The organism is Rhizobium sp. R635 (assembly GCF_002211285.1).
Classification (GTDB): domain Bacteria; phylum Pseudomonadota; class Alphaproteobacteria; order Rhizobiales; family Rhizobiaceae; genus Rhizobium.
The window spans coordinates 117,470-135,025 of sequence record NZ_LOKX01000033.1; the positions used below are offsets into that span (position 1 = coordinate 117,470).

A 17,556-nucleotide genomic window follows, 5' to 3' on the forward strand; every position below is an offset into this window, starting at 1 on the left:
CCGCCCACAATACAATGGACCGGTCGCGTAAGCGGCCCGTCTTTTCATGTGTGCAGATGATAGAGCTTGCTGACGATCACCCATCGTCCTTCGATCTTCAGCAGCGAGAGATAGTCGGTGAAGCGCATGCCGGCAAAATCGTCGGTGACCTTGACGCTTGCCGCGTCGCCTTCGACATCGACGTTCTGGATATCCATGAAAGGCTGGGTGCCGGGCGGGGCCGGCTCCTCAGCCAGGATCGCGGCGATGAACTCGTCCCGCGTCAGCCATTCCACATCATTCTGGTAATAGCCGATGATCGAGCTTTTCGGGTGGAAAGCCTTTTTCAAGGCTGCCGCATTGGCGAAGGCCATGCCTTCGACATAGAGGTGAACCGTCTGTTCGACTGCCTGCCTGTCCGACATGTTTCCATCCCGTTCTTAGAGATGGCGTTAGATAGTTTCGCCGGCCGCGAAGGCAAGCCCGGCCTGTCGCAACCGGCCGGGCTCGTCAGTCTCAAATGTTCGTCATCGCGAGCGAGGCATCCGAATAGCGCTTGCCGGCCACTTCACCGGCAGGGATCGCTTCATCGAGCTGATTGAGCTCCTCCGCGCTGAGCGAGATATCGGCAGCGGCGACGTTTTGTTCGAGGTGGTGAAGCTTGCGCGCGCCCGGGATCGGCACGATGTCATCGCCCTGGCCCAGCACCCAGGCCAGCGCCAGCTGCGCCGCCGTTACGCCTTTTGTGGCGGCAAGCTGTTCGAGCGTTGCGACAAGCGCCGCATTGGCGTCGAAATTCTCAGCCTGGAAACGCGGCACCTGCCGGCGGAAATCGTCGGCGGCAAGATCCTCCGGCTTGCGGATCGCCCCGGTCAGGAAGCCGCGGCCGAGCGGGCTGTAGGGCACGAAGCCGATACCGAGTTCGCGGCAGGTGGCAAGCACATCCTCTTCGGGATCGCGCGTCCACAGCGAATATTCACTCTGCAGTGCCGCGATCGGATGGACCGCATGCGCGCGGCGGATGGTGGCGCTGCCGGCTTCCGAGAGGCCGAGGGCGCGAACCTTCCCTTCCCTGACCAGTTCGGCCATCACGCCGACCGTTTCCTCGATCGGCACGTTGGGGTCGACCCGGTGCTGATAGAGCAGGTCGATGGTCTCGATGCTCAATCGTTTCAGCGAGGCCTCAGTGACTTCACGCACATGTTCGGGGCGGCTGTCGACGCCGGCGATCGCGGCGGCACCCATCTGGCTGGTATCGATCTTGAAGCCGAACTTGGTGGCGATCACCACGCGGTCGCGGAAGGGCTTCAGCGCCTTGCCGAGAAGAACCTCATTGGTGAAGGGACCATAGACCTCGGCCGTGTCGAAGAAGGTGACGCCGAGATCGACGGCGCGCTGCAGCGTGCGAACCGATTCCGCCTCATCGCTGGCGCCATAGGCAAAGCTCATGCCCATGCAGCCAAGGCCGACGGCCGAGACCGTGAGATCGTTTCCGAGTTTTCGGATTTTCATGATGCGCTCCTTTTCTGAGCTGACGTCGAATCGCTTGGGAGATCATTGCGGTACGGGCAGACTATATCGGCGCCGCATCAATCAGAAAACGCATGCAGTTTCTAACAGGCTGTTCTATCATTTCGACCAATGAACAGAACACAGCTCGCTCAACTCGCCGTTCTCGCCGCCGTCGCGGAACATCGCAGCTTCCGGGCCGCAGCCAAGGAACTGCTCGTCGCGCCGTCGGCGGTCAGCCATGCCATATCCAGCCTGGAGGAAAGTCTTGGTGTCAGGCTTCTGGCGCGCACGACCCGCAGCGTCGCGCCGACCGAGGAAGGCCGGCTGCTTCTCGAAAGATTGCGCCCGGCGCTCGAGGAGATCGGCATCGCGCTGGAGGCGGTCAACGATACGCGCGGCAAGCCGGCCGGAAACCTGCGCATCACAGCGCCGCGGTTCGCCTCCGATATCCTGCTCGCCCCGCGCCTTGGCGACTTTCTCAACCTCTATCCCGATATCACGCTGGAAATCGCCAATGAGGACGGCTTTACCGATATCGTCAAGGAGGGTTTCGACGCGGGCATCCGGCTGGAGGAGAGCCTGGAGGCCGATATGATCGCCGTCAGGATCTCGCCCAAGCTGACGACGGTGATCGCAGCCTCGCCGGAATATTTCGAGCGCTATCCGAAGCCGGAGCATCCGCGTGATCTCGTCCGCCACCGCTGCATCAAGCGGCGCTTCACCAACGGCTCGATCTATCGCTGGGAATTCGAGAAGGACGGGCAGGAACTTGTCGTCGCGGTCGACGGGCCATTGATCGTCAGCGAGGATCGGCTGGCTCTTCTTGCGGCGGTGAATGGTGCCGGACTTGCCTATCTCTTCGACATGCGGGTGCACACCGAACTGGCGGCCGGCAGGCTCGTGCGGGTTCTGGAGGATTGGTGCGCGCCCTATCCCGGGCCGTTCGTCTATTATCCGAGCCGGCGGCAGATGCGGCCGGCACTGCGCGCCTTCATCGATTTCTTCCGATATGCCGAGAGGGATACGGGCGGCAGGTGAAGGCCCGCCGCCTGTTCCCGTAGTTGCGTCAGGCGGCTTTCGCCTTCTGGTTTGCCGCGGTGGTGGCGAGCTGGGAGAGGGTCTTGTCGGTCGCCGTCTCTTCCTGCAGCGTCTGGTCGAGCAAAGCGACGACGTCCTTCAGGCCGAGTGTCGCGGCCCAGGTTTTCAGCGTGCCGTAGCGGGCAATTTCATAATGTTCGACCGCCTGGGCCGCCGAAATCAGACCGGCGTCCAACGCCGGCGTGCCCTTGAATTCTTCCATGATCTCTTCGCCTTCGGCGATGATGCCCTGGATCGCCTCGCAGGTCTTGCCCTGGGCGCGCTTGCCGATCTTCTCGAAAACCTGCTGCAGGCGCTCGACCTGAGCTTCGGTTTCCTCCAGATGCTTCTGGAAACCCGCCTTCAGTTCGGAGGACTGGGCGGCGCGCGCCATCTTCGGCAGGGCGCGCAGAATCTGCCGTTCGGCGAAATAAATATCCTTCAGCGTGTCGTAGAAGAGATCTTCCAACGTCTTTTCCTTGGCCATGTTCTCGATCCTTGTTTTGGGAAAGGCCGCGAATGCGGCGACACCATAAGAAGCGAACTTTGCCCAAATTGTTCCCGATCGATTTCGGGTGGACTGGAAATCTGCTCCGGGCGATGATTCCTGTTATTCGAGGAGGGCAACAAGCCGATGCGAAAACCAGGTTCGATGAAAGGTCTGGAGGATCTCGGCCGCGTGCGGCTGTCGCAAAACTTCTTTTTCCGCGATTTCCTCCATTCCGAAATCGCTGATTTCTATCGCATCCCCAACATCCCCGAGGATCCCGATCTTGCGATCGAGGCGGGCAAGAGGCTCTGCGAGGAGCTGCTGGAGCCGTTGGAGGCGACGTTCGGACGTCTGCACATTCGTTCCGGCTATCGCTCTCCTGCGGTCAACAGGTTCGGCAACGAGAACAAGCTCAACTGTTCGACCAATGCCGCCACCGCGGCGCATCACATTTGGGACATGCGGGACTTTGACGGCTGCATGGGCGCGGCAGTCTGCATCGTTGTGCCGTGGATGGTCGACCGCTACCACGACGAAAGCGACTGGCAGCGGCTCGCCTGGTGGATTCACGACCACCTGCCGTACGCCTCGCTCTGCTTCTTCCCCAAGCTCTGGGCCTTCAATATCCAGTGGCACGAGCGGCCAAAGCGGGTGATCCAGAGCTATATCAACCCGCGCGGCATCCTCACCAAACCGGGCATGGCGAACTGGGAAGGCGACCATTCCGAATGGTATGAGGGTTTTCCGGAAGCGCGTCGGATCGAACCTGATCGATGCGACGCGCTTTAACTCTTTGTTTTTATGCATGTCGTTATCCCGGAACCGCTGCACACTTCCGGGCGACATGCATTAGAGACTGATGCGGTAGCGGATATGGCCATCGCTTTTGACATAGCTGTCGTAGAGCGCCCGTGCCGTTTTATTCTGCTCGCTCGTATGCCAGTAAAGCCGCGACCACCCCTTCGCCTTGCCAAGCGCGACGAGATCGTCGATCAGAGCCCGCCCGATGCCTTTTCCCCGTGCATCGGCGTCGACGAACAGGTCTTCGAGATAGCAGTCCCGGGCGCGAATCCAGGTTCCCTCATGGGTAAGATAGAGCGCAAAACCCATCACCCGGCCTTCGACCTCGGCAAGCCGCATCGCAATTTCCGACGCCGGATCGAAAACACGGCACCATGTCTGATCGGTGATATCGGCATCGACCGTGACGTCGTAGAAGGCAAGGTAATCAGCCCACAGTTCCCGCCAGCGGGCTTCGTCTTCCGGGCGGGCATCGCGGATCGTCACGGTCATGGGCTTTCCTCTCTCAGGCGCCGGCTTCGTCGAGCAGCGCCATCGCTTCATGAGAAAGCGCAAGTGTCGCCGATTTCACCAGGCTTTCAAGCTGCGATAGGCTGGTCGCGCTGGCGATCGGCGCCGTCACGCCTTGCTTGCGTAGGAGCCAGGCGAGCGAGATTTCCGCGGGCTTGGCGCCGGTCTCGGCCGAAACCTCGTCGAGCGCGGCGAGGATACGCAGGCCTTTGGCGTCAAAATACTGCGAAACCCGGCCTTCCCGGGCGCGGCCCGCCGTATCGGCCTTATTGCGGTATTTGCCTGTGAGGAAACCGGCGGCGAGGCTGAAATAGGTGATGACGCCGATATCCTGCCTGATGCAGAGCTCGGCAATCGGCCCCTCGAAGCTGGCGCGCGCATAGAGATTATATTCCGGCTGTAGCACCTCGTATCGCGGCAGGCCGGCCTTCTCGGCGGCGTCGAAGGAAGCCTGGAGCAGCGCCGCATCGTAGTTCGAGCAGCCGATGGCGCGGATCTTGCCCTGCTGCTTCAGCTTGGCAAAGGCGCCGAGCGTTTCCTCATGCGGCGTATCGGCATCCGGCCAGTGCGAGAGATAGAGGTCGATATGGTCAGTCTGCAGCCGGCGCAGCGAATCCTCGACCGCTTTCAGGATATAAGGCTCCTTCAGCGTCTTTCCCTGTCCCATGTCCGAGCCGACCTTGGTGACGATGACGGCCTTGTCGCGGGACATTCTCGATTGCTTCAGCCAGCGCCCGATGATTTCCTCGGAATCGCCGCCCTTGTTGCCGGGAACCCATGCGGAATAGACATCGGCCGTATCGATGGTGTTGAGCCCCGCATCGAAGAAGGCGTCGAGAATGGCGAAAGATGTTTTCTCGTCGGCCGTCCAGCCGAAGACATTGCCGCCAAAGACGATCGGCGAAATCGAGAGACCTGTTTTTCCAAGCCGGCGCATTTCCATGACGCTCTCCAAAATGACTGACATGTTTGAAATCACGGATACGGCAGAACGCCGTCCCGGAGCATGATGCCGAAAAGTGTGAGCGGTTTTCGGAGGACATCATGCTCTGACTATCTGAACTAACCTAGTGCGATCCGGGCGTGAGGGAAACCAAACTTCCGTGATTTCCGGTCGCGCCATTGCGCCGCAGCTAGGGCCTGAATAAGGTTCGCGGACATCAGCTTTGGGAGATTGATCATGTTGCGCTTCGGTATCATTTCAACGGCGAAGATCGGCCGCGACAACGTCGTTCCAGCAATCCAGGACGCCGAAAACTGCGTCGTCACCGCGATTGCGAGCCGCGATCTCACGCGCGCAAGAGAGATGGCGGACCGCTTCTCCGTGCCGCACGCCTTCGGCTCCTACGAAGAGATGCTCGCCTCCGACGTCATCGACGCGGTCTATATCCCGTTGCCGACCTCGCAGCATATCGAATGGTCGATCAAGGCGGCCGATGCCGGCAAGCATGTGCTCTGCGAAAAGCCCTTGGCGCTGAAAGCAGCCGATATCGACGAGGTGATCGCCGCCCGCGACCGCAACCGGGTGGTGGTGACGGAAGCCTACATGGTCACCTATTCCCCGGTCTGGCAGAAGGTGCGTTCGCTGATCGAGGAGGGGGCGATAGGCTCGCTCCGGCATGTCCAGGGCGCCTTCACCTATTTCAACCGCGACCCTGCCAACATGCGCAACGTTCCCGAACTCGGCGGCGGCGGCCTTCCCGATATCGGCGTCTACCCCGTTATGAGCACACGCTTTTCCACCGGCAAGGAGCCGCTCTGGATTCAGGCGATCACCGAGCGCGACCCGGATTTCGGCACGGATATCTATTCGAGCGTCAAGGCCGATTTCGGCGATTTCGAGCTGAGCTTCTATGTCTCGACACAGATGGCCAACCGCCAGATCATGGTCTTCCACGGCACCGAAGGCTACATCGAGGTCAAGTCGCCGTTCAACGCCAATCGCTGGGGACCGGAGGAGATCGAGCTTGCCGACCGCAGCCACAACGAGTCGCGCATTTTCCGCTTCCAGGACAGCCGTCAATACCGGCGTGAGGTCGAGGCCTTCGCCCGGGCCGTGAAGAACGGCAAGGAAGAGATCGTCACGCTCGAAAATTCGAAGCTGAACCAGAAGGTGATCGACGCGATCTACCGCGCCAGCGAGAAGGACGGCTGGGAGGCCGTCTGATCATTCGGCGCGGAAGACGAAGCGCGAATAGCCGAAGAAGCTGAGGACCATCGAGGCGATGCTGGCCATCACCAACGCCGCAAGCGGCTGAAGCCCCGGCAGCGAAAGCAGCAGGGCGGAATATAGCCCGTAATTGACGAGCGCCGCTGTGACGCCGACAGAGCCGTAGCGGAAGCCTTCTGCGGCGAGCGAGCGGCCGGAGCGATCGAAGGTGAAGTTGCGGTTGAAAGCCCAGGTCGCCGCCATTGCGAGGGCGATCGCGATGATCCGCGCGAGAAAAGGCCCGAGCGGTGTCAACTCCAGCAGTGCCGACAGCACGCCAGCATCGACGAGAAAGCCGATGCCGCCGGCAATCGCGAAGCGGATGACCTTCTTCATGCCGCATCCGCCTTGTCGCGGCCCGGGCGGGACACGGGCGCTGCCTCGTTATCCGGCAGTTTGACCGCGCTTGGTGTCTCCAGGCTCATATAGTGGATACGCAGCTGTTCGGCGCGGGCGCGGGCGACGGAATCGAGAATGACGCCGGCGGTGAACAGCATGAAGGAGATCATCATCAGCGCCATCGACAGCACCCAGGTCGGCATGCGGCTGACGAGGCCCGTGTCGAAATATTCCGCCAGCACCGGCGTCATGAAGCCAAGGCTTGCCAGCATGAAGGCGGCGCTGATCGTGCTGAAGAAGGCGAAGGGCCGCGTTTCCTTCATCAGCATGGCGAACATCCAGAGGATTTTGCCGCCGTCGCGGAACGTCGAAAGCTTGGAGTGCGAGCCTTCCGGGCGGCGGCCGTAATCGAGTTCCAGTTCGCTGACCGGCAGCTTCAGCCGGGAAGCGTGCACGGACATCTCGGTTTCGATCTCGAAGCCGCCCGATACGGCCGGGAAGCTCTTGACGAAACGGCGCGAGAAGGCGCGATAACCGGAAAAGATATCGGTGAAGTCGGGGCCGAAGATCGTCCGGTAGAGCATGTTGAAAAGCCGGTTGCCGAGCGCATGGCCCTGACGGCCGGCATCGGCGTGCACGCCGCGCCGCGTTCCCACAACCATGTCGGCGCGCTCCGTCAGAAGCGTGCGCACCAATTCTTCCGCATCCTCGGGCGCATAGGTCCCGTCGCCATCGGCCATGATGTAGATGTCGGCCTCGATGTCGGCGAACATGCGGCGCACCACATGGCCCTTGCCCTGCCGCCGCTCGCGCACGACATGCGCGCCGGCAAGCATCGCCTGCAGCGCGGTCCCGTCGGTGGAATTGTTGTCGTAGACGTGGATCGCAGCATCCGGCAGCATCGCCCGGAAGCCTTGCACGACACGGCCGATCGTCGCCGCCTCGTTATAGCAGGGAAGTAGGACGGCGATATTGAGATTACCGGTATGCGATCGGGCCATGACTTTACTCGTTACACAGAAGCCGTACCGAGCCTAAACCACCCGGCGTTAATAAGACCCTATGACGCAGGCAAAATCGGAGCTGCCGGAACGAGCTTTACACTTTCTTGATCGGCAGCCGCTAAGGTTCGGCCACATGGAAACGAACTGCTAACCACAATGAATGCTGTGCAGCCGATCGCCAATGCATCATCTCCGACTGAAGCCCGTCGCAGCGGGGTCCGTGGCCTGCTGACACGCCTGTGGCCGGCCGTCATCGCCTACAGCGTCATCCTTGCGGCCGTCATCGTCGTCACGCGGCTTTCCGGCGCCACCGATTACGTCGGCCCCGACAACGACGATGGCATGCGTCTCGTGGAGGTTCGCGATTTTCTCGCGGGGCAGGGCTGGTTCGATCTGATGCAATACCGTCTTGGTCTCGGCGGCGGGACGCTGATGCACTGGTCACGGCTGATCGACCTGCCGATCGCCTCGCTGATCTGGTTCTTCAGCCTGTTTACGCCGCGTGAGACGGCCGAGGCGCTGGCGCTCGGCATCTGGCCCGTCTCGCTGATCCTGCCCGCCATGCTGGCCATGGCCGTTGCCGGCCGGCGTATCGGTGGTGTCGCCGGCATGCATATCAGCCTCGGCATGACCTGCGCTGTGATCTATACCGGCAGCCGTTTCGCGCCGGGCGCCATCGATCACCACAATGCCCAGCTGGCGCTGGTGGCGACGATGACGGCGATGCTGCTCGATCCGCAGCGTCGCGGCTGGAGTTATGCGGTGGCCGGCATCGCCGCAGCCGTCGCCATTGCCATCGGCGCCGAGACGACGCCTTTCGTCGCCGCCGTCTGCCTGACCGTCGCCCTGCTCTGGGCATGGGAGGGACCGGATTTCGCCGTCGCCGCTCAGTCCTTCGGGCTGGCGCTGGCGCTTGCGATCAGCATTCTGTTCTTCGCGACGGTGCCGCCGCGGCTCTATTCCATGGTCACCTGCGACAATCTCTCGCTCGGTTATTACAGCCTGGCGGCGATCGGCGGCGGCCTTTTGCTGTTTTCTTCGGTTTTTGCGAGCCGCCTTACCCGCCCCATGCGCTTTCTGGCCCTGGCCGTCGTCGGCGCCGGTGTTCTCGGCTCGGCGATCGTGATCGCGCCGCAATGCCTGAGCGATCCGCTGGCCGGTCTCGATCCCATGCTGGTCGAGCTCTGGCTGAGAAACGTTTCCGAGGCGAAATCGGTCTTCTCTCTGGCGCGCACTGAGCCCTACGACGTCGGCGCCTTTTATGCGGCAGGTCTCTTCGGTCTCGCCGTCTGCATCTTCCGTATCGTCCGGCGCGACCGCACACAGGTCCATCTGATTCTGTTTTTCCTGCTCGCCATCAGCTGGGCGATCGCACTGGTGCAGGTGCGCGGTTCGCCCTTTTCCAACCTCATCTCCATTCTGCCGCTTGCCCTGCTGATCATCGATATCAGGCGCATTTCCAACAGTGACAGCGAGAATGTCGCCGCTGCCCTCGTCTATGTGATGACCGTGCTTGCAAGCGTCCCCGCCGCCTGGGCGGTCGGTGGCGGGCTTCTCGCGCTGCAGTTCGACAAAGACGGGCAGAAAAAGCCGGCGGCTCCGGCAAAGGAACATTCCTGTACATCGCAAGAGGCGCTGGCGCCGCTTGCCGGACTTCCCGTCGGCCTCGTCTCCGCGCCGGCGGAAATGGGTGTCTCCGTTCTGCGCTTCACTGAGAATCGGGTTCTCGCAGCCCCTTATCATCGCGATCAGGGCGGCATGCTGACGGAATTGCATATCGGCATGGCAGAGCCGCAGGAGGCCGAGTCTTTTTTGAGGGGGGCGGGCGTTACAACACTCGCCTTCTGCCCCAACGATCCGCAGACCCGACAACTCGCCAAGCTGAAACCGGATGGGCTCTACGCGCAGCTCGGCAAAGGTCATGTTCCGCCCTATCTCGAGGCGCTGCCGAAGGCGGCGGATGCAGGCGTGCAGTTCTTCCGCTATCGGTCGGCGGCGAATTGACGCTGGCGGTCGTCAGTGAGAGGTGCGCAGTGCACGAAGGCGCTCGCTGGCATAGAGCCCGAGCACGAAGAGGATGAGGCCGCCATTGTAGCCGAGAATGGCATAAAGAAGCGCCAGAAGTGAAACCGGACCGGGAGAGAATATCGCCGCCAGCGCGAAGGTCATCCCGATCAGCGCGGCGACCAACGCGATCACGCCAGCCGAGCGCAATTGCCCGGCGCTAAGGCCCAATGCTGCAGCTGTGAGAATAATCATTTGAGCACCTTCCCAGAGAGAACGTGGGGAAGCATAGGAAGCGCCAACTAACAAAGATTTACCGGCGAGATTTGCCGAAAAGCCTTTGCATTGCGGTGGTTAGCAATCCCTTTCGGATGAAACGCATAGTCTAACTATGTGTTCCCCGACAAAATGGATTTTTCCCGATTTTGTTGTCATGCATGAAACTGCAACGAGAGCATGTACGGAACGTGTGGGGCGAATGCTGCCCGGCGGGTGATGTCAACAGCCGGGAAAACGGGGCTCGGGGGCGGTCGCGACCTTCCCGTTTCCCGCGGATGGTCATAGAAAGAAGGGATGAGCAACGTCTTCGACAGCGATTCGCCGACCAACCTTGCCGAATATTCGGTTTCGGAGCTTTCCGGCTCGATCAAGCGCACCGTCGAAACGGCTTTCGACCAGGTGCGCGTGCGCGGCGAAATATCAGGCTATCGCGGGCCCCACTCTTCGGGCCACGCCTATTTCTCGCTGAAGGATGATCGTGCGCGCATCGATGCGGTCATCTGGAAGGGCACTTTCTCGCGCCTGAAGTTCCGCCCGGAAGAGGGCATGGAAGTCATCGCCACCGGCAAGGTCACCACCTTTCCCGGCTCCTCGAAATATCAGATCGTCATCGAGACGCTGGAGCCGGCGGGCGCCGGCGCGCTGATGGCGCTGATCGAGGAGCGCAAGCGCAGGCTCGGCGCCGAAGGCCTGTTCGATGCCGCCCGCAAGAAGCGGCTGCCTTTCATGCCCAAGGTCATCGGCGTCGTCACGTCGCCGACCGGCGCCGTCATCCGCGACATCCTGCACCGCATCTCCGATCGTTTCCCGGTGCATGTGCTCGTCTGGCCGGTCAAGGTTCAGGGGGAGGGATCAGGCGAGGAGGTGGCGAACGCCATTCGCGGTTTCAATGCGCTAGAGCCGGCCGGCGCCATCCCGCGTCCTGATGTGCTGATCGTCGCGCGTGGCGGCGGCAGTCTTGAGGATCTCTGGAGCTTCAACGACGAAATCGTCGTGCGCGCAGCCGCCGAGAGCCGAATTCCATTGATCTCCGCCGTCGGCCACGAGACCGACTGGACGCTGATCGATTATGCCGCCGATGTGCGTGCCCCGACGCCGACGGGCGCTGCCGAAATGGCGGTGCCCGTCAAGGCAGAGCTGGAAGCGCAGGCGGCTGCTCTTGCCGCGCGCCTGCAAGGCTGCATGAACCGTCAGATGGATCAGCGCCGCCAATCCGTCCGTGCCCTGATGCGGGCACTGCCGTCGCTCGATCAGCTTCTCGCTCTGCCCCGCCGCCGCTTCGACGAGGCCGCCGCCGGCCTCGGCCGCGGACTGGAGCTCAACACCATCAACAAGCGTCGCGGCTTCGAACGCGTCGCCTCGCATCTGCGCCCTGATGTGCTCTCCAACCGCATCGCCGAGCGCCGCCAGCTCCTGAACGAGCGCATGGCACGGGCTGAACGCACCGTCGAGCGCCTGCTCGACCGTTCGAAGTCCCGCATCGACCGCGCCGAGGCCATCCTCGCCTCGCTGCCGGCGCGGCTGAAGACCCAGACCGACCGCGGCCGCGAGCGGCTCGGCAACCTTTCGCGCCACGCCGATACGGCGATCCGCCACCAGCTGACGCGCGCCCGCGCCGAGCTTTCCGCGCAGGACCGTGTGCTGCAGTCGCTCTCCTACAAGAACGTGCTGAAGCGCGGCTATGCCGTCATTCGCGACGAGGATGACAGGCCGGTCTCGCAAGCTTCAGCACTCTCCGCCGGCATGGGAATCGCCATCGAATTCGCCGATGGCCGTGTCGGCGCCATGACCACGGAAGGCGGCGCCCCGCCCGCCGGCGGCAAGAAGCGCAGCACAAAACCCGCAGACCCGGCGAAGCAGGGAAGCCTGTTCTAACAATGCGAATCCTGCTGGTGCTTGCCCATCCGTTGCCGGAAAGCTTTGCCGCCTCGGTGGCACGCACGGCTCACGAGACACTGGAAGCTTCCGGCCATGTCGTCGATCTCATCGATCTGTATGCTGAGGATTTCGACCCGCGCCTCACCGAAGCCGAGCGCCGCGGTTACTTCGATACGCCTTACGACACGTCAGCCGTTGCCGATATCGTTGCCCGCCTGAAGGCGGCTGAAGGTCTCGTCCTCGTATTTCCGCAATGGTGGTTCAATTTCCCGGCCATCCTGAAAGGGTTCTTCGACCGCATCTTCGCGCCCGGCGTGGCCTTCACCCATGATGCCGCCGGCGGGCCGCATCGTGCCTCAGCTCACCAATATCAGGCTCCTATATGCGCTGACGACGACGGGCTCGCCCTGGTGGCTCGTGCATCTCTATATGGGCGATCCCGTTCGCCGGCTGCTGAAGCGCGGCATTGCCGCTTTCTGCTCGAAGAAGCTCGTCTTCCGCATGCTGAGCCTGCACGACATGGACCGGGCGACGGAGGCCAGGCGCAAGGCGCATATAGAGCGAGTCCGCGAGGCGCTTTCTGTCGTCTGACCTATTCGAAATCGGCCAGGAACTTCTTGAGCAGCCGGTCGAACTCGGCCTTGTCTTCGGCCGTCAGATTGCGCGTCAGCCGCTGCTGGTTGGCGACATGGGCACCGACCGCCTCTTCGACGGTCGCAAGCCCCTTATCCGTCAGCGCGATCAGCACGCTGCGCCTGTCCTGCGGATTGACGATGCGCTCGACGAAACCCGCCTTTTCCAACTGGTCGATCCGGTTCGTCATCGTGCCGGAGCTGACCATCGTCATCTCCAGAAGCTCGCCCGGCGAAAGCCGGTGCGGCGCGCCGGAGCGGCGAAGCGTGGCCAGCACGTCGAAAGACGAGGTGGAAAGCCCGTGCTTCATGAGCACGGCTTCGACTTCACGGCCGAGATGGGTGCCGAGGCGCTTCAGGCGCCCGAGGATGCCCATCGGCTCGACGTCGAGATCCGGCCGCTCGCGCCGCCATTGCGCCAGAATCCGGTCGACGTGATCTTGCTTCTCTTCACCCATACGACATCGATATCAGCAGATATCTTGACGTCAAGATAAGATACGCTATGTTGAATTTATCTTGATATAGAGATTCTTGAGATGAAGACAAATTCGCGCTATTTCGTCGACGTGTTCGTGACTGCCGTCGCGCCCGCCATCTGGGGCAGCACCTATTTCGTCGCGACCTCCTTTCTGCCGCAGGGTTATCCGCTGTCCGTCGCCATGTTGCGCGCTCTGCCGGCGGGTCTGCTTCTGCTACTCATTGTTCGGAAGTTGCCGACGGGCATCTGGTGGGGCCGCGCCTTCATTCTCGGCGCGCTGAACTTCTCGTTCTTCTGGGCGATGCTCTTCCTCTCGGCCTATCGCCTGCCGGGCGGCGTGGCGGCGACGGTCGGCGCCGTGCAGCCGCTGATCGTCATCGCGCTGTCGCGCCTCTTCCTCGGCAAGCCGATCCGCTTCCTCGCCGTCATCGCCGGCCTGATCGGCATGGCGGGCGTCGCGCTTCTGGTTCTGACGCCGAATGCGGCGCTCGATCCGATCGGCGTCGCCGCCGGTCTCGCCGGCGCCGTCTCCATGGCTTTCGGCACGGTGCTGAACCGCCATTGGCAGCCGCCCGTTTCCAGCCTGACCTTCACATCATGGCAATTGACCGCGGGCGGCATCCTGCTCGTGCCCGTCGCCTTGCTGCTGGAGCCGGCGCTCCCGGCGCCGACGGCAGCCAATATTCTCGGCATCGCCTGGCTTGGCCTCATCGGCGCGGCCTTTACCTATCTGCTCTGGTTTCGCGGCCTCTCTCGCATCGAGCCTTCGGCCGCGGCTTCGCTCGGCTTCCTGAGCCCGGTCGTCGCGACCCTTCTCGGCTGGCTGGCGCTCGGCCAGAGCCTGACGCCGGCGCAGATTGCCGGCTTCGCCATGGTGCTCGCCAGCGTCTGGCTCAGTCAGCGCGCGATGATGCCGATCAGGCCCACTCGCCCTGACGCATCACCGCAACCCGCGATCCATCGGGCTTGACGCCGTCGATATCGACCTTGTCGGAGCCGATCATCCAGTCGATATGAATCAGGCTGGAATTGCCGCCCTGCGCCTTGATCTGCTCCTGGCTCAGTTTTGCCCCATCGAGGAAGCACTTCGAATAGCATTGGCCGAGCGCGATGTGGCACGAGGCGTTTTCGTCGAACAGCGTGTTGTAGAAGAGGATGCCGCTCGCCGAGATCGGCGAGGAATGCGGCACGAGCGCCACTTCGCCGAGCCGGCGCGCGCCCTCGTCGGTGTCGAGCACCTTGTTCAGCACCTCTTCGCCACGCGAGGCCTTCGCTTCGACGATGCGTCCGCCCTCGAAGCGCACCTGGATGTTGTCGATCAGCGTGCCCTGGTGCGAAAGCGGCTTGGTGCTCGAAACATGGCCTTCGACGCGCAGCGCATGCGGCGTGGTGAAGACTTCCTCGGTCGGGATGTTCGGATTGCAGGTGATGCCGTTCTTGGCGGTGGATGCGCCGCCATGCCATTCATGCCCGTCGGCAAGGCCGACCGTCAGGTCCGTGCCCGGTCCCTTGAAATGCAGCGAGGCGAAGCGCTCGCCGTTCAGCCAGGCCGAGCGCTTGGCAAGGTTGGCATTGTGTTCGGCCCAGGCGGCGACGGGATCGCTGACATCGACGCGCGAGGCGGCAAAGATCGCCTTGGCGAGCTTGGCGATCGCGATCGGTTCCGGGTCGTCGGGAAAGACAACCTTGGCCCAGGACGGGTTGGGATAGGAGACGATGTTCCAGTTGATGTCGAAATTCGAGATTTTTTCGAGCGCCGGCTTGTAAGCCGTCGACATGGCGCGGTTGGCGCGGCCGACCTTGCCGGCATCCTGCTCGGCAAGCAGCATCGGATTGTCGCCCGAGACCGCAAGACGGGCCGCCCCGTTGGCATAGGCCTTGGCCATGCCCTCGTAGAGCCAATCGGAGGCGCGGTCGAAGCTCTCGTCGCTGCCGTATTGATAGCGCGCCAGCGTCGTTTCCTCGTCGGAATAGAAGGTGCTGACCAGCCCGGCGCCGGCCTGATAGGCGTGTTTGGTGATGAGGCGGACGAGCGGCAGCGCCACGACAGGGGCGGTGATCACCAGGTCCTGACCCTTCTGCAACTGCAAACCGACCTTGACGGCGACTTCCGCAAGCTTTTCCAGCTTGGCGGGATCAACGGTGTTCTGGCTCTGGGGCATGAAAGTCATGGGTGTAACCTGCCTTCTGTCATCGATGCTCGGAGGCTGGAAGACTTAGACCCGTTTGCGGCGAAAATGAAGCGCATCACTACCGAATTGAAGGCGGCCGGACGCATGCCCGGCCGCTTTGCGCGCCTCAAGCAGCGGCCGGTCGCCTGAGCAGGATCGAGTTACGCTTCTCGAGGAACTCCGTCAGCCGCTGCGGATAGTCTTCGCTGACGGCGTCCCTGACGCTCGCCCGCTCGGACAGCGCCTTGCGCCAGCGCTTGACCCGCTCGAGCCCGTCGAAGATGCGGCTGTCGCCGAGCGTATCGAAGAGATCGAAATAGCGGAAGACCGGCGCGAAGACGGCATCGACGAGGCTGAATCGGCTGCCGGCGAAATAGGGGCCGTCCGCCAGTGCACCCTCGATCGTCGCGAATTTGGCGGCGAGCGCCTTGCACTTGGCCTCCAGCTGCGCCGCATCCTGCGCCGTCTCATAACCCCAGAGATCGGACAGCACGGACGAGCCGAACTCCATCCACCCGCGATGGCGGGCACGGGTCAGCGGATCGGCCGGATGCAGGGCGGCACCCGACTGCGTCTCCTCCAGATATTCGCAGATGACGCTGCTTTCGAACAGCACCTCTTCGCGGCCATCGTCTTCTTCTATCCGGAGCAGCGGCACTTTGCCGAGCGGCGAGATCTTCAGGAACCAGTCCGGCTTGTCGGCAAGATCGATGTTGACGCGCTCGAAGGGTACACCCTTTTCGAGAAGCGCGATCGCGGCGCGCTGCACATAGGGGCAGAGGTGATGGCTGATGAGGGTAAGCCTGCTCATGGAAGTCTCCTGGATGTTGCGGAAAAGATCGGCCGTCTCATATTACATGCAAATGCATCTAATATCGCTTGCGGAGAAATTCAAGATAAATGTAATTGCATTTATGTCTGAGGATATGCACGAACCGCGTGAAGCCGCCGTCTCCGCCTGGACACGCATCATGCGCGCCCGCGAGCGGCTGCTTGGCGCCATCGAAGCCGATTTGAAAGCGGCCGGCATGCCGCCGCTTGCCTGGTACGACGTGCTGTGGGAACTGGCGCGCTCGGAAGAGGGCAGACTGCGCCCCTATGAGATCGAGGAGCGCACATTGCTGGCGCAGTATAATCTCTCCCGCCTGCTCGACCGGCTGGAAAGAGAAGGTCTGGTCCGCCGCGAGGTCTTCGCAGACGATGGACGCGGCCGCTGGGTGGTGATCACCGATACCGGCTGCCAGCTTCGCGAGCGCATGTGGGCCGTCTACGCCAGATCGATCGAGGCTCATATCGGCGGCAAGCTTGCCGAAAGCGAGGCGAAGACGCTTGCCGGTCTTCTCGCGCGATTCCTCTGATCAGGCGATCAGTGGCGCTGCGGCCGCCTTCAGCGCCTTCAACGCATCCTTCGGATCGAGCCGCACTTGCAGCCCGCGTTGCCCGCCATTGATATAGACGAGCGGCTCTGCGAGGGCCGCCTCCTCGATCGCCGTCGGCACCGTCTTCTTCTGGCCGAAGGGGCTGATGCCGCCGACATGATAACCCGTCAGCCGCTCGGCATCGGCAGGCTTCATCATATTGGCCGACTTGCCGTGAAAGGCGTTTGCGAGATTCTTCATGCTGACTTCGCGATCCGACGGCACGACGACGCAGACCGGTTTGCCGTCCACCTCCGCCATCAGCGTCTTCAGAACCCGGTGCGGGGCCTCGCCCAAGGCTTCCGCCGCCTGCAGCCCGACGCGCTCGGCGCCGGGGTCGTACTCATAGCTATGGATGGTGAAGGGGATGCCTGCCTGAGAAAGAGCCTGCGTCGCACGGGTGGTCTTGGACATTGTCAGCGCTCGAAAGCACCGGCGTAGATGTCCGGCTTGAAGCCGATCAGCAGCTTGCCCTTCGCCTCCAGCACCGGCCGCTTGATCATCGACGGCTGGTCGAGCATCAGCGCGATCGCCTTTTCCCGGGTCAGGTTCTCGCGCTCGGCATCGGGAAGCTTGCGGAAGGTCGTGCCGGCGCGGTTGAGCACCGTATCGAGACCGGCTTCGTCGATCCAGGCTTCGAGATGGCCGCGGTCGATGCCGAGCGCCTTATAATCGTGAAACTCATAGGCGACGTCGTGTTCTTCAAGCCAGCTGCGGGCCTTCTTCATCGTGTCGCAATTCTTGATGCCATAGATGGTGACGGCCATGCCGA

At 62.4% G+C, this 17,556-nt stretch carries 20 protein-coding genes and 1 pseudogene; 8 read left to right on the forward strand and 13 right to left on the reverse strand.

All coding sequences use genetic code 11. The features are described from left to right. Positions 1-44: 44 nt before the first annotated feature. Together ATY78_RS21900 and ATY78_RS21905 are read right to left on the reverse strand one after the other, a co-directional pair. Complete coding sequence (locus tag ATY78_RS21900; protein ID WP_088684400.1) at positions 45-404, reverse strand: nuclear transport factor 2 family protein; 360 nt, start codon at positions 402-404, stop codon at positions 45-47. 91 nt (positions 405-495) lie between these two features. Beyond that, complete coding sequence (locus ATY78_RS21905; protein WP_088684401.1) at positions 496-1,491, reverse strand: aldo/keto reductase; 996 nt, start codon at positions 1,489-1,491, stop codon at positions 496-498. Positions 1,492-1,620: 129 nt separating this feature from the next. Here ATY78_RS21905 and ATY78_RS21910 point away from each other — a divergent pair, with 129 nt between their 5' ends. Then, entirely contained in the window at positions 1,621-2,529 is a 909-nt protein-coding gene (locus ATY78_RS21910) for a LysR family transcriptional regulator (RefSeq protein WP_088684402.1), read from the forward strand. 28 nt (positions 2,530-2,557) lie between these two features. Here the strand turns inward: ATY78_RS21910 and ATY78_RS21915 are convergent, their stop codons facing one another. Further along, the gene (locus ATY78_RS21915) at positions 2,558-3,055 is read right to left on the reverse strand and encodes a ferritin-like domain-containing protein (RefSeq protein ID WP_088684403.1); all 498 of its coding nucleotides are present in this window, start codon (positions 3,053-3,055) and stop codon (positions 2,558-2,560) included. 147 nt (positions 3,056-3,202) lie between these two features. Here ATY78_RS21915 and ATY78_RS21920 point away from each other — a divergent pair, with 147 nt between their 5' ends. Next, positions 3,203-3,847 (forward strand): hypothetical protein, encoded by a 645-nt coding sequence (locus ATY78_RS21920; protein ID WP_088684404.1) that lies wholly within the window; start codon positions 3,203-3,205, stop codon positions 3,845-3,847. Between the two features lie 60 nt (positions 3,848-3,907). On the opposite strand, the gene ATY78_RS21925 is transcribed toward ATY78_RS21920, so the two are convergent. Both ATY78_RS21925 and ATY78_RS21930 read right to left on the reverse strand, forming a co-directional pair. Then, entirely contained in the window at positions 3,908-4,351 is a 444-nt protein-coding gene (locus ATY78_RS21925) for a GNAT family N-acetyltransferase (protein ID WP_088684405.1), read from the reverse strand. Positions 4,352-4,364: 13 nt separating this feature from the next. Then, a complete protein-coding gene (locus tag ATY78_RS21930) occupies positions 4,365-5,312 on the reverse strand; it encodes an aldo/keto reductase (RefSeq protein WP_088684406.1) in 948 nt (315 codons plus the stop codon). Positions 5,313-5,549: 237 nt separating this feature from the next. On the opposite strand from ATY78_RS21930, the gene ATY78_RS21935 reads away from it, so the two are divergent. Then, a complete protein-coding gene (locus ATY78_RS21935) occupies positions 5,550-6,536 on the forward strand; it encodes a Gfo/Idh/MocA family oxidoreductase (RefSeq protein WP_088684407.1) in 987 nt (328 codons plus the stop codon). Here the strand turns inward: ATY78_RS21935 and ATY78_RS21940 are convergent, their stop codons facing one another. Together ATY78_RS21940 and ATY78_RS21945 are read right to left on the reverse strand one after the other, a co-directional pair. After that, a complete protein-coding gene (locus ATY78_RS21940; RefSeq protein WP_088684408.1) occupies positions 6,537-6,914 on the reverse strand; it encodes a GtrA family protein in 378 nt (125 codons plus the stop codon). Beyond that, the gene (locus ATY78_RS21945; protein WP_088684409.1) at positions 6,911-7,918 is read right to left on the reverse strand and encodes a glycosyltransferase; all 1,008 of its coding nucleotides are present in this window, start codon (positions 7,916-7,918) and stop codon (positions 6,911-6,913) included. The genes ATY78_RS21940 and ATY78_RS21945 overlap by 4 nt, the downstream gene beginning before the upstream one ends. A 159-nt stretch (positions 7,919-8,077) precedes the next feature. On the opposite strand from ATY78_RS21945, the gene ATY78_RS21950 reads away from it, so the two are divergent. Next, a complete protein-coding gene (locus tag ATY78_RS21950; protein ID WP_088684410.1) occupies positions 8,078-9,925 on the forward strand; it encodes a hypothetical protein in 1,848 nt (615 codons plus the stop codon). A gap of 12 nt (positions 9,926-9,937) precedes the next feature. On the opposite strand, the gene ATY78_RS21955 is transcribed toward ATY78_RS21950, so the two are convergent. After that, positions 9,938-10,180: a hypothetical protein gene (locus ATY78_RS21955; RefSeq protein ID WP_088684411.1), complete on the reverse strand. Its 243-nt coding sequence runs from the start codon at positions 10,178-10,180 to the stop codon at positions 9,938-9,940. 318 nt (positions 10,181-10,498) lie between these two features. Here ATY78_RS21955 and xseA point away from each other — a divergent pair, with 318 nt between their 5' ends. Then, positions 10,499-12,079, forward strand: a complete 1,581-nt coding sequence (xseA, locus tag ATY78_RS21960) for an exodeoxyribonuclease VII large subunit (RefSeq protein WP_088684412.1) — start codon at positions 10,499-10,501, stop codon at positions 12,077-12,079. Between the two features lie 2 nt (positions 12,080-12,081). Then, positions 12,082-12,673 (forward strand): annotated as a pseudogene (locus ATY78_RS21965) (NAD(P)H-dependent oxidoreductase). Position 12,674: 1 nt separating this feature from the next. Here the strand turns inward: ATY78_RS21965 and ATY78_RS21970 are convergent. Continuing rightward, positions 12,675-13,172, reverse strand: coding sequence for a MarR family transcriptional regulator (locus tag ATY78_RS21970; RefSeq protein ID WP_088684413.1), 498 nt, complete (start codon positions 13,170-13,172; stop codon positions 12,675-12,677). 81 nt (positions 13,173-13,253) lie between these two features. Between ATY78_RS21970 and ATY78_RS21975 the strand changes: the two genes are divergently transcribed. After that, positions 13,254-14,165, forward strand: coding sequence for an EamA family transporter (locus tag ATY78_RS21975; RefSeq protein ID WP_088684414.1), 912 nt, complete (start codon positions 13,254-13,256; stop codon positions 14,163-14,165). Here the strand turns inward: ATY78_RS21975 and ATY78_RS21980 are convergent. Both ATY78_RS21980 and ATY78_RS21985 read right to left on the reverse strand, forming a co-directional pair. Next, a complete protein-coding gene (locus tag ATY78_RS21980; RefSeq protein ID WP_088684415.1) occupies positions 14,113-15,366 on the reverse strand; it encodes an aminopeptidase in 1,254 nt (417 codons plus the stop codon). The two genes, ATY78_RS21975 and ATY78_RS21980, sit on opposite strands and share 53 nt — an antisense overlap. 127 nt (positions 15,367-15,493) lie before the next feature. Continuing rightward, positions 15,494-16,177, reverse strand: a complete 684-nt coding sequence (locus tag ATY78_RS21985; RefSeq protein WP_088684416.1) for a glutathione S-transferase family protein — start codon at positions 16,175-16,177, stop codon at positions 15,494-15,496. A 103-nt stretch (positions 16,178-16,280) separates the two neighbouring features. Between ATY78_RS21985 and ATY78_RS21990 the strand changes: the two genes are divergently transcribed. Then, positions 16,281-16,724, forward strand: coding sequence for a helix-turn-helix domain-containing protein (locus ATY78_RS21990; RefSeq protein ID WP_088684417.1), 444 nt, complete (start codon positions 16,281-16,283; stop codon positions 16,722-16,724). Here ATY78_RS21990 and ybaK read toward each other — a convergent pair whose 3' ends face one another. Together ybaK and ATY78_RS22000 are read right to left on the reverse strand one after the other, a co-directional pair. Further along, entirely contained in the window at positions 16,725-17,198 is a 474-nt protein-coding gene (gene ybaK / locus ATY78_RS21995; protein WP_088684418.1) for a Cys-tRNA(Pro) deacylase, read from the reverse strand. Positions 17,199-17,200: 2 nt separating this feature from the next. Next, the gene (locus ATY78_RS22000; protein ID WP_088684419.1) at positions 17,201-17,551 is read right to left on the reverse strand and encodes an ArsC family reductase; all 351 of its coding nucleotides are present in this window, start codon (positions 17,549-17,551) and stop codon (positions 17,201-17,203) included. Positions 17,552-17,556: the final 5 nt, after the last annotated feature.

Bases quoted from the DNA above. Each gene is read 5' to 3' on its own strand.
- ATY78_RS21930 (WP_088684406.1), bottom strand. From the start codon at position 5,312: ATGGAAATGCGCCGGCTTGGAAAAACAGGTCTCTCGATTTCGCCGATC.
- ATY78_RS21910 (WP_088684402.1), top strand. From the start codon at position 1,621: ATGAACAGAACACAGCTCGCTCAACTCGCCGTTCTCGCCGCCGTCGCG.
- ATY78_RS21955 (WP_088684411.1), bottom strand. From the start codon at position 10,180: ATGATTATTCTCACAGCTGCAGCATTGGGCCTTAGCGCCGGGCAATTG.
- ATY78_RS21945 (WP_088684409.1), bottom strand. From the start codon at position 7,918: ATGGCCCGATCGCATACCGGTAATCTCAATATCGCCGTCCTACTTCCC.
- ATY78_RS21920 (WP_088684404.1), top strand. From the start codon at position 3,203: ATGCGAAAACCAGGTTCGATGAAAGGTCTGGAGGATCTCGGCCGCGTG.
- ATY78_RS21900 (WP_088684400.1), bottom strand. From the start codon at position 404: ATGTCGGACAGGCAGGCAGTCGAACAGACGGTTCACCTCTATGTCGAA.
- ATY78_RS21985 (WP_088684416.1), bottom strand. From the start codon at position 16,177: ATGAGCAGGCTTACCCTCATCAGCCATCACCTCTGCCCCTATGTGCAG.
- ATY78_RS21935 (WP_088684407.1), top strand. From the start codon at position 5,550: ATGTTGCGCTTCGGTATCATTTCAACGGCGAAGATCGGCCGCGACAAC.
- ATY78_RS21970 (WP_088684413.1), bottom strand. From the start codon at position 13,172: ATGGGTGAAGAGAAGCAAGATCACGTCGACCGGATTCTGGCGCAATGG.
- ATY78_RS21915 (WP_088684403.1), bottom strand. From the start codon at position 3,055: ATGGCCAAGGAAAAGACGTTGGAAGATCTCTTCTACGACACGCTGAAG.
- ATY78_RS21925 (WP_088684405.1), bottom strand. From the start codon at position 4,351: ATGACCGTGACGATCCGCGATGCCCGCCCGGAAGACGAAGCCCGCTGG.
- xseA (WP_088684412.1), top strand. From the start codon at position 10,499: ATGAGCAACGTCTTCGACAGCGATTCGCCGACCAACCTTGCCGAATAT.
- ATY78_RS21975 (WP_088684414.1), top strand. From the start codon at position 13,254: ATGAAGACAAATTCGCGCTATTTCGTCGACGTGTTCGTGACTGCCGTC.
- ATY78_RS21980 (WP_088684415.1), bottom strand. From the start codon at position 15,366: ATGACTTTCATGCCCCAGAGCCAGAACACCGTTGATCCCGCCAAGCTG.
- ATY78_RS21940 (WP_088684408.1), bottom strand. From the start codon at position 6,914: ATGAAGAAGGTCATCCGCTTCGCGATTGCCGGCGGCATCGGCTTTCTC.
- ATY78_RS22000 (WP_088684419.1), bottom strand. From the start codon at position 17,551: ATGGCCGTCACCATCTATGGCATCAAGAATTGCGACACGATGAAGAAG.
- ATY78_RS21990 (WP_088684417.1), top strand. From the start codon at position 16,281: ATGTCTGAGGATATGCACGAACCGCGTGAAGCCGCCGTCTCCGCCTGG.
- ATY78_RS21950 (WP_088684410.1), top strand. From the start codon at position 8,078: ATGAATGCTGTGCAGCCGATCGCCAATGCATCATCTCCGACTGAAGCC.
- ATY78_RS21905 (WP_088684401.1), bottom strand. From the start codon at position 1,491: ATGAAAATCCGAAAACTCGGAAACGATCTCACGGTCTCGGCCGTCGGC.
- ybaK (WP_088684418.1), bottom strand. From the start codon at position 17,198: ATGTCCAAGACCACCCGTGCGACGCAGGCTCTTTCTCAGGCAGGCATC.